Source organism: Paenibacillus vulneris (genome assembly GCF_039543185.1).
Classification (GTDB): domain Bacteria; phylum Bacillota; class Bacilli; order Paenibacillales; family NBRC-103111; genus Paenibacillus_S; species Paenibacillus_S vulneris.
In genome coordinates this window covers 683,439-699,025 of record NZ_BAABJG010000006.1, presented here as the reverse complement: position 1 = coordinate 699,025, position 15,587 = coordinate 683,439, and the positions used below count along the sequence as shown (strand labels likewise).

General features: G+C 49.5%; 15 protein-coding genes. All 15 read left to right on the top strand.

Annotated elements, in window-relative coordinates; translation table 11 throughout:
* The first annotated feature begins 91 nt into the window (after positions 1-91).
* The 15 genes from ABEA66_RS08640 (at position 92) to ABEA66_RS08570 (ending at position 15,532) form a co-directional block, all read left to right on the top strand.
* The gene (locus tag ABEA66_RS08640; protein ID WP_345587235.1) at positions 92-1,024 is read left to right on the top strand and encodes an aldolase; all 933 of its coding nucleotides are present in this window, start codon (positions 92-94) and stop codon (positions 1,022-1,024) included.
* A 5-nt stretch (positions 1,025-1,029) separates the two neighbouring features.
* Entirely contained in the window at positions 1,030-1,326 is a 297-nt protein-coding gene (locus ABEA66_RS08635; RefSeq protein WP_345587234.1) for a lasso peptide biosynthesis PqqD family chaperone, read from the top strand.
* On the top strand, positions 1,317-1,781 hold the full coding sequence (locus ABEA66_RS08630; protein ID WP_377739904.1) for a lasso peptide biosynthesis B2 protein: 465 nt from the start codon (positions 1,317-1,319) through the stop codon (positions 1,779-1,781). The genes ABEA66_RS08635 and ABEA66_RS08630 overlap by 10 nt, the downstream gene beginning before the upstream one ends.
* A 12-nt stretch (positions 1,782-1,793) precedes the next feature.
* Positions 1,794-2,984: a nucleotidyltransferase domain-containing protein gene (locus tag ABEA66_RS08625; RefSeq protein WP_345587233.1), complete on the top strand. Its 1,191-nt coding sequence runs from the start codon at positions 1,794-1,796 to the stop codon at positions 2,982-2,984.
* A gap of 11 nt (positions 2,985-2,995) precedes the next feature.
* On the top strand, positions 2,996-4,810 hold the full coding sequence (locus ABEA66_RS08620; protein ID WP_345587232.1) for an ABC transporter ATP-binding protein: 1,815 nt from the start codon (positions 2,996-2,998) through the stop codon (positions 4,808-4,810).
* A gap of 154 nt (positions 4,811-4,964) precedes the next feature.
* Positions 4,965-5,714, top strand: coding sequence for a glycosyltransferase family 32 protein (locus ABEA66_RS08615; RefSeq protein WP_377739901.1), 750 nt, complete (start codon positions 4,965-4,967; stop codon positions 5,712-5,714).
* A 9-nt stretch (positions 5,715-5,723) separates the two neighbouring features.
* Positions 5,724-6,917 (top strand): glycosyltransferase, encoded by a 1,194-nt coding sequence (locus ABEA66_RS08610; RefSeq protein ID WP_345587231.1) that lies wholly within the window; start codon positions 5,724-5,726, stop codon positions 6,915-6,917.
* A gap of 47 nt (positions 6,918-6,964) precedes the next feature.
* On the top strand, positions 6,965-7,999 hold the full coding sequence (locus tag ABEA66_RS08605) for a glycosyltransferase (RefSeq protein ID WP_345587230.1): 1,035 nt from the start codon (positions 6,965-6,967) through the stop codon (positions 7,997-7,999).
* A 37-nt stretch (positions 8,000-8,036) separates the two neighbouring features.
* Entirely contained in the window at positions 8,037-9,197 is a 1,161-nt protein-coding gene (locus ABEA66_RS08600; protein ID WP_345587229.1) for a polysaccharide pyruvyl transferase family protein, read from the top strand.
* 16 nt (positions 9,198-9,213) lie between these two features.
* Positions 9,214-10,404 carry a glycosyltransferase gene (locus ABEA66_RS08595; protein ID WP_345587227.1) on the top strand — a complete coding sequence of 397 codons (1,191 nt, stop codon included), beginning with the start codon at positions 9,214-9,216 and terminating at the stop codon, positions 10,402-10,404.
* A 17-nt stretch (positions 10,405-10,421) separates the two neighbouring features.
* Complete coding sequence (locus tag ABEA66_RS08590; protein WP_345587225.1) at positions 10,422-11,603, top strand: glycosyltransferase; 1,182 nt, start codon at positions 10,422-10,424, stop codon at positions 11,601-11,603.
* 18 nt (positions 11,604-11,621) lie between these two features.
* Positions 11,622-12,809 (top strand): glycoside hydrolase family 88 protein, encoded by a 1,188-nt coding sequence (locus tag ABEA66_RS08585; RefSeq protein WP_345587224.1) that lies wholly within the window; start codon positions 11,622-11,624, stop codon positions 12,807-12,809.
* 4 nt (positions 12,810-12,813) lie between these two features.
* Positions 12,814-13,374 carry an acyltransferase gene (locus tag ABEA66_RS08580; protein WP_345587223.1) on the top strand — a complete coding sequence of 187 codons (561 nt, stop codon included), beginning with the start codon at positions 12,814-12,816 and terminating at the stop codon, positions 13,372-13,374.
* A gap of 25 nt (positions 13,375-13,399) precedes the next feature.
* A complete protein-coding gene (locus ABEA66_RS08575) occupies positions 13,400-13,945 on the top strand; it encodes an acyltransferase (RefSeq protein ID WP_079912115.1) in 546 nt (181 codons plus the stop codon).
* Between the two features lie 27 nt (positions 13,946-13,972).
* A complete protein-coding gene (locus ABEA66_RS08570) occupies positions 13,973-15,532 on the top strand; it encodes a lipopolysaccharide biosynthesis protein (RefSeq protein ID WP_345587222.1) in 1,560 nt (519 codons plus the stop codon).
* Positions 15,533-15,587: the final 55 nt, after the last annotated feature.

Genomic DNA, 15,587 nt, shown 5'->3' with positions numbered 1-15,587 from the left:
ACATTTTCGGCATTACATATGTTAAAAGCCTTTATACAGATCACGTATAAAGGCTTTTAATGCAAAAACGGCAGCAAATGGAGTGGAAGGTATGTTACAGACGAAACACGAGGTCATCTATGAAGCTTTCGGGTTCCGCATTGCAAGCGAAATTCCGCTACCGGAATTACCGTGTGAGACTCGAAGGATGGATGGCTCGGAAGCTGATATTGAGATTCGCAAGGGCGATAAAGGGAAGCTTGCCGACAAGCTGTATGAGTCCCCTTTCATGCATGTGGTTGAAGAGGGAGAAGTATTCTTTTATGTGCCGGATACTGCTTATTATTCCATACGGGACGGACGTCTTATCACGGTTTCTCCGGTTATCGGAGCTGACGAGGATTTAATCCGCCTGTATGTTCTTGGAACCTGTATGGGTGCTTTGTTGATGCAAAGAGGCATACTTCCGCTCCATGGCAGTGCCGTAGCGATTAACGGAAAGGTATATGCCATTGTCGGAGAATCGGGAGCAGGCAAGTCGACGTTAGCCTCTACCTTCCTAAGCCAAGGGTATTCGCTGGTCAGTGATGATTTGATAGCCGTCACGTTGTCCGGGGAGGGCAAGCAGCCCGTAGTGACCCCGTCCTACCCCCAGCAGAAGCTGTGGCAGGATAGCTTGGATCACTTGGGGATGGCAGCAGGAGAATACAGATCCATCTATGGGCGGGAAACCAAATTTTGCGTTCCTGTCGCTTCTCATTATGTCACGTCACCCCTGCCGCTTGCTGGAGTGATTGAGCTGGTCAAAACGGAGAATGAGCTGCGCCTGGCCCCCATAGGGAAGCTGGATAAGCTGCAGACCTTATTCTGCCATACGTTTCGTCCTTTTCTCATCCCCCGTTTGGGACTGATGGAGTGGCATTTCCAAACGACGTCCGCGATAGCCAATCACCTTTCCATGTACCAATTGAGAAGGCCGGAAACCCGGTTCACGGCTCCGCAATTAGTAAACCTGATATTAGATACTTTGTCCAGGGAGGATTAAGCGAGATGGTCCAAAATCATAAAGTAGGCTTACAGGATTACTTTACCCAAGTTAAAGGCAACATTGTTAGCGATATGGGCGGCGAGAAGGTGATGCTCAGCATAACGAACAGCAAGTATTACAACTTGGGGGAAGTAGGAGGTGAAATTTGGAACTATTTGGGCACGGCTGCCGCCTCATCCGGGGAACAAATTGTCGCCGAGCTGATGTCGCAGTATGAGGTTGACCAAAGCGAGTGCGAGCAGCAGGTCGTGGCCTTTTTGGAGCACATGCTGGAGGAAGGGCTAATTCAGTGGGCTTAGCAGGTAACGTTAGAAAATTTCTCCGGCTGGACTTGGCCACGATGCTGCTGGCAACCGAAGCCTTGTTCTATTTGGGCTGGGCCCGGGTGCTTGTGGCGATGCCCTTCGCCAAGGTGGCGCCTTCGCTGGGAGCCTCCATGGAGGAAACGACACATCTTGAAACAGACAGCGATGTTGATGAGCTGATCAAGGTGAACAGTATCATTCGCGTGATGAGCAGGCATACGTTCTGGGAAAGCAAATGTCTGGTCAGAGCCATTGCGGCGTTAAAAATGCTCGAAAGACGCGGGATCGAAAGCACGCTTTACCTGGGGACGGCAAGAGACGAGCAGCGCAAAATGATTGCGCACGCCTGGCTGCGCAGCGGCCCGTTCTATATTACGGGAGCGGAGGAGATGGCCCGGTTCCAGGTCGTCGGCATGTTCGCCAAACGGATTAGTCATAAAGGAAATTGAAGGTGAGTAAAAATGGAAGCTGGGTTGTCTTTGGACCTTTCGCAATTTCCCAAGGAACTGGTGCTTTTGCTTTCTCTGCTAAAGACCGAAGAAGGAAAAAGCGGCAGCAGGCGCTCTGGCAGCAGCGGGGAGCTTGATCCTATCGATTGGGATGCTTTCTTAGAGCTTGCGGTCCATCATCGGGTATTCCCCGCATTATATAGGAAGCTCAAGGATTCACAGGAAGCGGTTCCTCCTTCGGTGCTTCAGGCTTTAAAAAACGATTATAAGCAGAACACGTTTCAAATGCTTCATTTAAGCGCGGAAATGGATGCGGTATGCAAGCTGTTCTCCGATGCACAAATACGAACCCTCGTCCTGAAGGGGCCGGTGCTTGCGGCGGATCTGTATGGAGATATTTCTTTACGGACCTCGGGCGACCTGGATATCCTCGTCCCCATCGACAAGCTGGAGCTGGCGGAGAAGCTGCTGGCCGGACACGGCTATGTGAAGGACGAATATATTCAAACCGTGCTGAATGACTGGAAGTGGAGACATCACCATGTCACCTTCTTTCACCGCCACAAAGGAATTAAGGTGGAGGTACATTGGAGGCTGGGCCCGGGTCCCGGCAAAGAGCCCGGCTTTGATGCTTTGTGGGAGAGAAGAAGGATAAGCGCTGTTACCCGGCATCCTGTCTATTATTTGGGGAGAGAGGATTTATTTTTATTTCTGGTGTCCCACGGGGCGAGGCACGGATGGTCCCGGCTGCGCTGGCTGATGGATATCGACCGCATGGCAGCACAGAACCTGGATGTGCCGAAGCTTCGGCGGCTGCTGCAGCAATACGGGCATCTGCATATCGGTGCGCAAGCCTTGCTGTTGACGTCTCAGCTGCTGAACACCCCTTTATCGGATGAATTGAGAGCATTGACGCAGGCGAAGCGCGCCGAAGCGTTGGCGCAGGATGCATTGTTCTATATCCGGCAGATGGTCAATTTACATTCGGAGCCGCTGCCCCTCGAGGTATCGGAATACCACAGGAGGCATTTGTTCTCCCTGATGTCCAGTACGCGCAAGGTGCTCTTTATCCTGACCTTCTTTTATCCGTATCCCGAGGACGCCAACACCTTGACGCTGCCTAAGTCACTGCATTTTCTTTATTTCCCTCTGCGTCCCTTCTTATGGGTATGGAGAAAAACCAAAAGGCTAGCCTTTTCATGAGGAGGAACGGAATGGAGCATGTTCTGTATTACACCCGTAAATTACATTCCTATGCCGGCAGCATTTTGTATTTGAATCTGCTGGGAATGACCTGTATCAGCCTATTGGACGGTCTGGGCATTTTTCTGTTGATTCCTTTGCTCAGTGTAAGCGGCATCCTGAATCTGCAGGTCAGCGCCATTCCTGGATTGGGATATCTGGATGCTCTAAAGGAGCTTTCTCAACCGGTTGCTCTCGGAGTGATCCTGGGAGCCTACCTTTTGCTGGTTATCGGTCAGGCCGTCATACAGCGGAATCTCAGTCTTCGGGATACCCGAATCCATACCGGCTTTGTCAACCATCTGAGAATGGAGACGTACCAGGCTTTACTGCAGGCCAACTGGAGCTTTTTTATGAGAAAAAGAAAGTCGGATCTGATCAACGCGATGACGAATGAGCTGGGCCGGGTGACGAATGGAACTTACGTCTTTTTGCAGCTGATGGCATCCATCATCTTTACTGTGATTCAGATCGGCATTGCGCTGTGGCTGTCGGTAAAAATGACGCTGTTCGTTTTGGCCTGCGGCGGTATGATGGCGCTGTTCTCCCGTTCCTTTATCCGGAGATCGCGAATGCTGGGGACTCAGACATCTGACGTGGCCCGGAATTACATAGGAGGAATGACCGATCATTTTAACGGTATCAAGGACATCAAGAGCAACATGCTCGAGCCTTCGCGTTACCGCTGGCTTCAGAACTGGAGCGATGCTGTTACCCGGGAGAGATACGAGCACGCCAGGCTCGGCTCCAAATCGCAGCTGTTTTACAAGGTGGCTTCTACGCTGATTATCGCCGCTTTTATTTACGGGGCCGCTATTTTGTTTCAGACCCAAGGGGAGCAGCTGCTGCTGATCATCATGATCTTCTCCAGATTATGGCCGAGGTTCACCGGCATTCAATCGAACCTGGAGCAGATTGCTGCGGCCATTCCTGCATTTACCTCTTTAACGGAGCTGCAAAAGGAATGCAGAGAAAGCAGGGAAGTCAGCATAGACACGCAGGTTTATAACCAGGTGAAGCCGCTTCGCGTTCAGGAAGGCATCGAATGCCGTGATATCTACTTCAGGTATAACCAGAATGGAACGGGCTATGCGCTTCGCAATATTAATCTGCGTATTGCCTCGAACCAGATGACGGCGATCATAGGCCGATCCGGTGCCGGGAAGAGCACCCTGATCGATATTGTGATGGGGCTGTTGATTCCGGAGCAGGGAGAAGTGCTGGTCGACGGCGTGCCGCTAACGAAGGATAATCTGCTGAGCCTGAGAAAGTCGATCAGCTATGTCCCGCAGGACCCTTTCTTGTTTAACGGAACGATCAGGGAGAATCTGCTGCTGATGAATCCGGATTCGACGGAGGAAGAGATGCGGGAGGCACTTCAATTTGCCGCAGGAGAATTCGTGAACCGGCTGCCTCAGGGTTTGGATACGCTTATCGGGGACAGGGGAGTCCGGTTATCGGGCGGAGAACGCCAGCGGCTCGTATTGGCGAGAGCGGTACTGAGACGGCCGTCTATCCTTGTATTGGATGAAGCGACAAGCGCCCTGGATTCGGAGAATGAGGGCAAGATCCAGGAGGCCCTGGAGCGTCTAAAGGGGACGATGACGATAATCGTGATTGCCCACCGGTTGTCGACCATTCGCAATGCGGATCAGGTCCTTGTATTGGATGAAGGCGCCATCGTTCAACGGGGAGGCTTTCAACAGCTGGCGAAGGAAAGAGGGAGAGTATTCGCTCATTTGCTTGGAAACCAGCTCCAGGATTCGACAATGATCTCTCAAAAGTAAAATTTTGTATTGACATGTTCGTTATAAAGAATTACCATGAAAGAAGAAGCAGTATCAGTACTGTACGGGATTTAAACCGGTGGTGACACCTTCATTTTTTTGTCTGGACGTTCTTTATAGAGAATTATTCTTCTGACATAAGGAGGCACACGAAGTGAATGTGAACCACCAAGTCCGCCAAATTCCCAGAGTCATTCATTACTGCTGGTTTGGGGGCAAAGAGAAGCCCGATATCGTAAAACGCTGTATTCAAAGCTGGGAGCTGCATCTGCAGGGATACGAAATCTTTGAATGGAATGAAGACAGCTTCGACATTAAGAGCAACACCTATATTCGACAAGCCTATGAAGCGGGAAAATTCGCTTTTGTCAGCGACTATGTCCGGGTCCATGCTTTGTATCACTATGGCGGTATCTATATGGATACGGACGTCGAGGTCTTCAAATCCTTTGATGACCTGCTGCATCATGCCTCTTTCTGGGGCTTCGAGCAGGAGAATTACATAGCGACAAGCACGATCGGCGCAGCCAAAGGCAATAGGCTGATTCAGCGGTTTCTGGAATCTTACGAGAGCAAGAGCTTCGTCAGAGAGGACGGAACCTTCGACGATCTGACCAATGTGGCCATTGTGACCCGAATGCTGGTGGAGCTTGGGCTGCAGCAAGACGGCCAGTATCAGGAATTGGAGGGCATAGGCGTATTCTATCCGCAGACGTATTTTTCTCCCTACGATTATATCAATTGCCGGAAGTTCATGACGGAGCATACCTACGCCATGCACCATTTCCATAAAAGCTGGCTCTCTCCCAAAGCAAGGCTGAAGAGCAAAGTGAAAACGATAGCAGCTCAGTGGATTGGCGGGGACAATATCGCAAGACTGAGAAAGCTGGTTTCGAGAACTTAGGAGGTATAGATGAAAAGCCTATTAATTGCTTCCTACGACATGGAGGTCGGGGGAGTGGAGCGAAGCCTGGCCAGTATGCTGGAGCATTTCGATTACGAACGGTATGCCGTGGATCTGATGCTCTACCGGCACAAGGGGGATTTTATGAGCTTGTTGTCCCCAAAGGCACGGCTGCTGGAAGAGGTTCCGGAGTACACGACGTTCCGCAAGTCGATCGCCGAAACGTTAAAGGAAAGGCATTACCGGATCGGATTATCGAGAATCGCATCGAAGGTCAATGCGGAGCTGCTGGGAAAAATGCGCAAAATCTCGGAACCTGGTTATTACCAAATGCAGCTGATGTGGAAGTATGCGCTGCCCTTTTTACCAAAGGTGGAGAAAACCTATGATGTGGCTATCAGCTACTTGTGGCCTCATTATTTCGTTGCAGAAAAAATCGAAGCCCGAACCAAAATAGCCTGGATTCATACCGACTATTCCAATGTTGATACAGACATATCGCTGGATTTAAGGATGTGGAACCGGTTTGACCGCATTATCGCCGTATCGGATGCCTGCAGGACGTCATTTCTTGGGAAATATCCCTCGTTAGAACCCAAGGTTGTTGTTATCGAGAACATTACGTCTCCGGAATTCATAAGAACGATGGCTAATCAGGACACGGCGGATCCGATCAAGAACGACAAGCGATTTACAATTATTTCCGTAGCCCGTTTGTCTCATGCCAAAGGAATCGATAATGCTGTTAGAGCCCTGAAGCTTCTTAAGGACAGAGGCTATGAGGATATCGCCTGGTATGTTGTCGGCTACGGCGGCGATGAGGCTATGGTCCGTCAGCTGATTGCTGAATCTGGGCTCCAGAACCGGTTTGTTTTGTTAGGCAAGAAGACGAATCCTTATCCGTATATGCAGGCAGCCGATCTCTATGTGCAGCCGTCCCGGTATGAAGGGAAAGCCGTCACGGTAACGGAGGCCCAAATACTGGGCAAGCCGATCTTGATCACCAACTATCCTACGGCCAAGAGTCAGGTTGAGGACGGAATCGACGGCATGATATGCGATTTGAATGTGGAAGGCATAGCCGAGGGGATTGAGAGGCTGTATAAGAAGCAGGAGCTGAGAGAGCGGCTAGCGGCCAACACCAGGAGCAGGGATTATGGCAATGCAGATGAGCTGAATAAGCTGTACAGGCTGATTGTATAGGAAATGCAGGATGTAGAGAGATTTTCAGTGGCGGAGTGATTGGGGACATGAGTATCAAGGTAAGTGTGATTGTGCCGGTGTATAACGCGGAGAAGTATGTGGCTTATTGCATCGAATCCTTGCTGAATCAGACGCTTCGGGAATGTGAATTCATCTTCGTCAATGACGGCTCCAAGGACCAAAGCGGGCAGGTCATTGAGGAATACCGGAAGAAGGACTCTAGAATCAAGCTGATCCAACAGGTGAATCAGGGAGTAAGCGCAGCGAGGAATGCAGGGCTTCAGGCAGCGACCGGAGCCTTCGTAGGCTTTGTCGACGCCGACGATTACGTGGATAAGGATATGTACGAGGTGCTCTACAGCACGGCCGTGCAGGGCGATTATGACGTGGTGATCTCCAATTTTGAAAGCGAGATTGAAGGCCATAAAGTAATTACAACCTATCCGTTTCCGCACGGTACCGTTTTGAAAAAGGATTATATCGAGCAAGAGGTTTTAACTTATTTTCTCAAATCGGATCAATTGAACACGGTCTGCAGCAAATTGTATAAGCATAAGCAGATCCGGGACTATCAGGTGAAATTTCCCGATAAGGTGGCGCTTGGGGAAGACGGACTGTTTAATATGCAATTTTTCAGGCATGCGGATCGCATTCGCTATATCGATTACACCGGCTACCATTATCGCGAGGTCATAGGCAGCGCTACGCGGAACATCTTGGAGAAAGACTATTTCAAGCGGGCGCTGGAGGTGTACACCCTCGACATTCCGGATATGTATTTGACAACGATGGATAAGATGAGGATTCAGCAGCTGAGATCCGTCAAGCTCATCAACAGCGTCATGTCCTATATTTACGTGTACTTTAAATCCTCCGCAGGGATTAGCCTTGGGGAACGGTTCAAGTACGTAAGGAACATGATCAATGACCCGTACGTGAGGGAAGCCTTGCCCTATTTTTATAGCGAGATGTACCCGTCGTTGGGAACCTATGAGAAATTTATTGCCGATATGATCAACAAAAGATTCACGCTCGGATTATTTGCCGCCGCCACATACAGCCGGTTAAGGAACAAAGCTTAGCGGGACACCGCCAGGAACTATAGGAGGAGCCAGGACAATGAAAATTATGATGTTTGCGCATGACGGGAGTCTAAACAGAGGATGTGAGGCGATAGTACGCTCGTCCACCCAGATCATTAAGGAAAAAATCCAGGGAGCCAAAGTATATCTTGCATCCGGGAAACCGGAGACCGATAAGATCATTTCGAAGCTGGACGGCATTTACGACGGGTCCGCCCGCGGAATCAAAAGATATTCCTACGAATGGTTCCTCTCGGCAGCCAGGATGAAGCTCTTTAAGGATGAAACCTATGCGCTGGGTAAAATTCATCAGAATATTGTGAAGCACATTCCTTATATGGATGTCTGCTTATCGATCGGCGGGGATAACTACTGCTACGGCGAGCAGCCGGGGTGGTACGAAATTAACCGGAGGGTCAAGGCCAACGGCAAGAAGCTTGTGCTATGGGGCTGCTCCATTGGCGAAGAGGATATGTCCGATAGAAAGCTGCAGGATCTTCGGCTGTTCGATCTGATTCTGGCCCGCGAAACCTTGACTTACGACATGCTTGTGGCGCGAGGGCTGACCAATGTCAAGCTGTGCGCCGATGCCGCATTTACTATGGAGAAGGAAGAGCTGGAGCTGCCGGCCGGATGGCAGGAGGGCAACACGGTAGGGCTGAACTTCAGTCCGCTGGTATGGAAGAAAAATAAGGAGTCCCGGACGGCGGTCAGGGAGCTTATCCAGCATATTCTGGATACGACCGACATGACGATTGCGTTGACTCCCCATGTTATGGAAGGCGGAAACAATGATTACGAGGTTCTTCAGCAGTATGAAGAAGAATTCAAGAGCACCGGACGGGTGCTCCTGCTGCCAAGTAATCTGACGGCAATCCAATATAAGGGCTACATAGCCAGAATGAGATTTTTTATCGGGGCAAGAACTCATGCCACTATTGCGGCTTACTCCAATTACGTTCCAACGATGGTGCTCGGGTACAGCGTCAAGTCCAAAGGCATTTCGAAGGATATCTTCGGGGAGGAGAAGCTGGTGCTGAGCATTGATCAAATCTCGAACAGTTTTATGCTGAAGGCCAAGTTCGACGAGATGGTCAAGGAGGAGGAGCCGATCAAGCGGCAGCTTCAGGCTTCGATCCCCCGCATTAAGGACATGTCCTATAAGGCCGTCGAGTATCTGGATAAGCTAGTTCAATAAAAAAGAGGGCGGCAGGATGAAAAAAAACTTGCTTTTTGTGATGCCAAGCCTGACAGCCGGCGGCGGTGAGAAAAGTCTGGTGAATCTGTTATCCCAAATTGACTACAAGTCCTATAATGTAGACCTGTTTCTGTTCAGCCAGACCGGAGTATTCATGAACTTATTGCCGAGAGAAGTCAATATTGTGAGCTTCCCGTATACCTACAACATCTATACCAAGGGCTTGAAGAAATCAGTCCGGGAATTTCTGGCTAAAGGTCAGGTGACCTTGGCCTATTCCAGATTGATGTTCACCGTGATGAACCGCGCAATCAAAAACAACGCCTATTCCGAGCAGTATACCTGGAAGTATCACAGAAAAGCTCTCGACACCCTGGATAAGGTATACGATGCAGCCATAGGATACCTGGAGAAGTCCTCCATCTACTTTGTAGTCGACAAGGTTAAGGCCGTCAAAAAAATCGGCTGGATCCATACGAACTATGCGAATTCGGGCATGAGCCATCATTATGATCATCCCTACTTCGACCAATTGGACCATCTGGTTACGGTGTCCGAGGAATGCGCCCGATCGCTGCACGATTATTTCCGCCACTTAGATCAAAAAATCAAGGTAATCTATAACATTGTATCGCCCAGAACGATCCATCAGTTAGCCCAAAAGGAGATCGAGGACGGCACCGTATTCGACCCCGGCTATACGAATATCGTGACGCTGGCGAGGCTGAGCCATGAAAAAGGAATCGATATGGCCATCGAGGCTTGCAGGCTGTTGGTAGACAAAGGACACCCGATCCGGTGGTACGTGCTGGGGGACGGGCAGGACAGGGAATGTTTGGAGGCTTTGATTGAGAAGTACCAGCTAGGCTCCCATTTCCAGCTGCTGGGCGTTAAGGAAAATCCGTATCCCTATATGAATAAGGCGGACCTCTATGTTCAGCCCTCCCGCTATGAGGGCAAATCGATAGCGATCGACGAGGCCAAAATTCTTCATAAGCCTATCGTGGTAACAAACTTTGAAACCGCGAAGGACCAAATCCGGCATGGGGTCAACGGCTTTATCGTCGATATGTCGGCGGAGGCGATCGGCGCAGGGATCGAGCGATTGCTGGAGGATAAGGCTTTGCAGCAGAGGCTGGCTGGAAATCTGGCCTCCGAGAAGCTGGGCACGGAAGGCGAAATTCGGAAGCTGTACGAAATTTTATAACGCGGGTGGTCGTTGCTTTGAAGAAAAAGGTTTTGTTTGTCATGAACAATATGCGGTGCGGCGGGGCCGAAAAGGCATTGATCTCGTTATTGGAAACGATAGATTATTCAACCTATGAAGTCGATTTATTTCTGTTTCAGCATGACGGATTGTTCATGAGCCAAATCCCGCAAGCCGTCCGGCTGCTGGAGGAGCCGCCGCAATTTCAATATTTCGATATGTCGGTTAGAGCTGCGATCATGGATTGCATGCAGAAGGGGCAATGGCATATCGCCCTGTGGAGAGGGCTCGCCGGCATGATTTTCAAAAGTGAAAAGAACAGGGTTCGATGTGAGCAGAGAGTGTGGAAATATATATCGAAGTCGTTGACGAGTATAGATCAGACCTATGATATTGCTGTAGGGTATCTGGAAAAAAATCCGATTTATTTTTGCATCGACAAGGTAAGGGCCCATAAAAAAATCGGATTCATCCACAACGATTACGACAAGCTGGGGATGGATCCCGATCTGGATGCGGCGTACTTTGAGAAGCTGGATCATCTGGTTACGGTCTCCGATGAGTGCGGCAGGGTGTTGAAGCAGCGATTTCCGCTGTATGAGCGCAAGATCCATGTGATGCATAATATCGTATCTCCATCCGCAATCCATAAGCTCTCCATAAAGCCGTCCGGCTGGAGTGAGCAGCATATCAAGCTGGTTTCCGTAGGGAGGCTGAATCATCAGAAGGGCTTTGAGATGGCCGTTGAGGCGTGCAAAGAGCTGGTGCAGGGCGGCTACCCGGTTAAATGGTATATCATCGGCGAGGGTGAGGAGCGGGGCAGATTGGAGCAGATGATTGCGGCGAACGGCCTGCAGGATGTGTTTGTCCTGATGGGATTGCAGGAGAACCCGTATCCGTTCATCAAAGAAGCGGATATTTATGTGCAGCCGTCCCGGTTCGAAGGGAAGTCCATTGCGGTGGATGAAGCGAAAATATTGAATAAGCCTATCGTGGTTACCAACTTCAGCACGGCCAAGGATCAGATTCGCCACAAGGCAAACGGCTTGATCGCCGAGATGACCCCTTCCTCCATCGCTGCCGCCATCCGGACCTTAATCGACGATGAGGTTCTAAGAAGCCGATTGTCGCTGAACCTGTCAAAGGAGAAGCTCGGCACCGAAGCAGAAATTCGTAAATTATATGAATTATTCGCGTAACAGGAAAGGACCGATTTCATGCTGTTTCAAACGATAGGCGTACTGTTGTTAGGTCTCATAGCGATCGTCATTTTGATAGACGTGATCCCTATATGCCGGGATTGGCTTAGCCGGATTCATATCGGGCGTTACCAGGATAAGCAGCTATGGAACAAGTCTATAACAACGATAGGAACCCGCTGGCTGAACCATACCCCCAAAATCAAGGTGACGGATAATACGAGATTCGTTGCGATTGATATGCTGAGAGGAAATTATACGAAGAGCGCGATCCAGCATTGGCAGGAAGCTGCGCTGGTTATGGGCTTGGCCGAGTATTTGAAGCGTAACGACGACCTTCAGGTCAGACAGGAAATGACGAAGTTTCTGAATTCCAAGTTTGACAGCCGGGGGCAATGGGTGGAGCAGCCCAAGCAGGTGGATGCCGCCATATTAGCCTATGCGGTCATGAAGCTTGACGGTGTGGATACAGACCGTTACAAAGCCGCGTTCGATGCCGTTTGGGAAATGATTCAGGATCACATAGGGCAGGATGGAACAGTAGCTTACCGGAAGTTTATGCAAAATTACCGTTATGTGGATACGATCGGGTTCATTTGTCCTTTCCTCGTCGCATACGGGGTCCGGTACGGAAAGCAGGAATGCGTAGATTTGGCAGTCAGGCAGATTCAGGCCTATGAAGAGAACGGCATGCTGGATCCCCATTATATTCCGAGTCATGCATATCAGGTGGAGAATAAAGTTCCTCTCGGGCTGTATGGCTGGGGAAGAGGCTTGGGCTGGTTTGCCATCGGGCTTATCGATGCATGGACGGAGCTTCCGGAGGGGCACCCCTATAAGTCCGTGCTGGAGGAAAGCGTGAAACGGTTTGCGAGAGCGGCCAGCTCGTTTCAGCAGTCTTCCGGCAACTGGAGCTGGACGGTTACCCGCAGGGAATGCAGGCCCGATTCATCTACCACAGCCACGTTGGGCTGGTTTATGCTGCAGGCTTCGCAAATTGAAGAGATTTCCGAGCTGTGCAAGGATAGCGCCGATAAGGCCGTTCGTTATTTAATGCAGGCCACCCGCAGGAACGGAGCGGTCGATTTCTCTCAAGGGGACACCAAGGATATCGGAGTGTACTCGATGCTGTTTAACGTGCTTCCGTTCACGCAGGGCTTTTGTATCCGAATGATGAATTCCCATTCTTATTCCAGGGTTGGGTGAGCCAATGATCAAAAAATGCATTCATTTCATTAGAGCCAGGGCGAGGAAATATATATTGGAAGAGCTGTGGCTCGAGGACTATATCAAGATGGGCTTAAGAATAGGCGATAACTGTTCCATTCAGCCCGGGGTCGTCTTCGATTATTCCCACTGCTGGCTGATCAAGATCGGCAACAATGTCACGATAGCGCCGCAAGCCTATTTGCTCGCCCACGACGCCAGCACCAAGCAGCTCAGCCAATATACGAAGGTGGGCAGCGTCACCATTGAGGACAATGTGTTCATAGGCGCCAGAGCCTTGATTATGCCCGGTGTGACCGTCGGCAAAAATTCCATCGTAGCCGCCGGCAGCATCGTGACCAAGTCGGTGCCCTGGGGGGTTGTCGTCGCGGGTAATCCGGCGAAGGTCCTATTGACCGTGGAGGAATATATCGAGAAAACAAACACGCTGATGCAAAGCAGGAAAACCTATGGGGAACGCTTCACGCTAGGCGGGAACATATCCTCGGAGGATAAGCTCAAGATGTATGAGGAGCTTATTCAGGAGATCGGCTTTGTCGTATAAATTATTAGAGTAAGCGGGTGGCCTAATGATTGCAAGGATCCTGTCTTCGTTAAAAGCGAGGATACAAAATAAGCTGAATCCCAAAACAGAGCTGCAGCGGCTGAAGGAGAGAGGTTTAACCTACGGGAAAAATTTTAATTTTTTTAACAGCGTTATCGATTACGGTCATTGCTGGCTTGTTGAGATCGGCGACGATGTAACGATAACCAACAGCACCATTCTGGCCCATGATGCCAGCACCAAATATTATTTCGGGAAATCCAAGATAGGCAAGGTCAAGATCGGAGACAGGGTCTTTATCGGGTATAACAGTGTCATTCTGTGCAACGTTACCATCGGCAATGATGTTATCGTGGCGGCGGGCTCTATCGTAACCAAATCTATACCGGACAACAGCATTGTAGCGGGCAATCCAGCAAGGGTTATCGGCAAAACCTCCGATTATTTGGAAAAGCACAGGGAGCTGCTGAAGGTTAAGCCGGTATATGATACGTATTGGCCGTATAAGACCCAGGAACAGATTGAGCAAATCAAAAGAGAGCTTGACCATGACTTCGGCTATGATGAATAAATTAGAGTCAGGAATGCGGAGATCCTTATGAGAGTGAATAATTCTATCATTAATATATCGGTCGGCATAGGAAATCAGCTCATCATTACGTTCTTGAGCTTCTTCTCAAGAACCGTATTTATCCAAACTCTCGGCGTTGAATATTTAGGGCTGAACGGCTTGTTTACGAATGTGCTGGCCATGCTTTCCCTGGCTGAGGCAGGGATAGGGTCGAGCATCATCTACAGCCTTTACAAGCCCGTCGCGGAAAACGATTATGAGAAAATTAATGTGCTCATGAAATTATACAAAAGGGCATATACCATAATAGCCTTCGTTGTTCTGCTGCTTGGTCTCGCCATCATGCCATTTCTGCCTTATTTCATCAAAGACCACAGCCTTCAAAATATACAGATCATCTACCTTTTGTTCCTGGCCAACACTGTCATACCGTACTTCTTCTCCTACAAAACCAATTTATTGAACGTGTACCAAAAAAGCTACATTACAACGGCCATATTCTCGGGTCTGTCCATCGCATCCACCTTACTCAAAATCGGAATTCTGTATTGGACGCAAAATTACGTTTATTACCTTATTATTGATTGCCTGATCATACTCATCAATTCACTGCTCCTGTTCGTGATCGTTAACCGGATGTATCCTTTCCTGAAGGAAAAGGTGACAGCCAAGCTGGATGCCGCCACGAAGAGCGGTATTATCAAGAATGTGAAGGCCATCATACTCCAAAACGTAGGGACCTATTTCATTTTCGGAACAAGCAATATTATGATCTCGACCTTTGTCAGTATTGCCGCCGTAGGGCTGTACTCCAACTATAATATGCTGATAGAAATATGCCGCACGTTCATTAACCAGGTATTCAACAATATCTACCATAGTGTCGGCAATCTGGTGGCCAAGGAAAGCAAGGAAAAGATTTACAGCGTATATAAAGTCACCATGCTGATGAATTTCTGGCTGTATTCATTTTGCGCCATCTTCATGTACGTCATTATTGAGCCGTTCATCACCTTGTGGATTGGCAAGCAGTTTATTATGGAGAAAATGATCCTAATCGTGCTCATGGTGACCTTTTACGAAAGAGGCATGAGAAACTCGATCAGCACGGTAAAAACGACAGCCGGGATTTTCCACGAGGACCGCTATGCTCCCCTATGCCAGGCAGCGATCAATTTGGGCATCTCCATATGGCTGGTTCAAGTCATCGGATTGTCCGGGGTATTCATCGGAGCGTTAATCAGCGCCCTGCTCGTACCATTCTGGACGACGCCGTATTTTGTTTATAAGAAGGTGTTTCAAAGGCCTTTAACCCACTACTACGCGACTTACGCTTATTATGCGGCCATAGCGCTTGGGACCTGCCTGCTTACGAGCTGGTTATGCCATTGGTTCGCTGCGGATACGGTAGGGATGCTGATCATCAAGATGATCATTTGCATGATCGTGCCCAATATGGTGTACGCTGCGCTCTTTTACAAAACGGAGGAAATGAAATACGTACTGGGTATTGTCCGGCAGCTGCTAGGCAAGGTTCTGGGGAAGGTCAAGCGTACTCCAAGCCCGAGTCTGCCCTCCGAAAGCTAGCGAATGATGCCTGTGACAGATTGGGGAAAATGGCGCAAATTGTATTGACAAATTC

Excerpts from the sequence above, each read along its gene's own strand:
- ABEA66_RS08595 (WP_345587227.1), top strand. The coding sequence starts at position 9,214 with ATGAAAAAAAACTTGCTTTTTGTGATGCCAAGCCTGACAGCCGGCGGC.
- ABEA66_RS08625 (WP_345587233.1), top strand. The coding sequence starts at position 1,794 with ATGGAAGCTGGGTTGTCTTTGGACCTTTCGCAATTTCCCAAGGAACTG.
- ABEA66_RS08635 (WP_345587234.1), top strand. The coding sequence starts at position 1,030 with ATGGTCCAAAATCATAAAGTAGGCTTACAGGATTACTTTACCCAAGTT.
- ABEA66_RS08605 (WP_345587230.1), top strand. The coding sequence starts at position 6,965 with ATGAGTATCAAGGTAAGTGTGATTGTGCCGGTGTATAACGCGGAGAAG.
- ABEA66_RS08610 (WP_345587231.1), top strand. The coding sequence starts at position 5,724 with ATGAAAAGCCTATTAATTGCTTCCTACGACATGGAGGTCGGGGGAGTG.
- ABEA66_RS08570 (WP_345587222.1), top strand. The coding sequence starts at position 13,973 with ATGAGAGTGAATAATTCTATCATTAATATATCGGTCGGCATAGGAAAT.
- ABEA66_RS08640 (WP_345587235.1), top strand. The coding sequence starts at position 92 with ATGTTACAGACGAAACACGAGGTCATCTATGAAGCTTTCGGGTTCCGC.
- ABEA66_RS08585 (WP_345587224.1), top strand. The coding sequence starts at position 11,622 with ATGCTGTTTCAAACGATAGGCGTACTGTTGTTAGGTCTCATAGCGATC.
- ABEA66_RS08620 (WP_345587232.1), top strand. The coding sequence starts at position 2,996 with ATGGAGCATGTTCTGTATTACACCCGTAAATTACATTCCTATGCCGGC.
- ABEA66_RS08580 (WP_345587223.1), top strand. The coding sequence starts at position 12,814 with ATGATCAAAAAATGCATTCATTTCATTAGAGCCAGGGCGAGGAAATAT.
- ABEA66_RS08600 (WP_345587229.1), top strand. The coding sequence starts at position 8,037 with ATGAAAATTATGATGTTTGCGCATGACGGGAGTCTAAACAGAGGATGT.
- ABEA66_RS08575 (WP_079912115.1), top strand. The coding sequence starts at position 13,400 with ATGATTGCAAGGATCCTGTCTTCGTTAAAAGCGAGGATACAAAATAAG.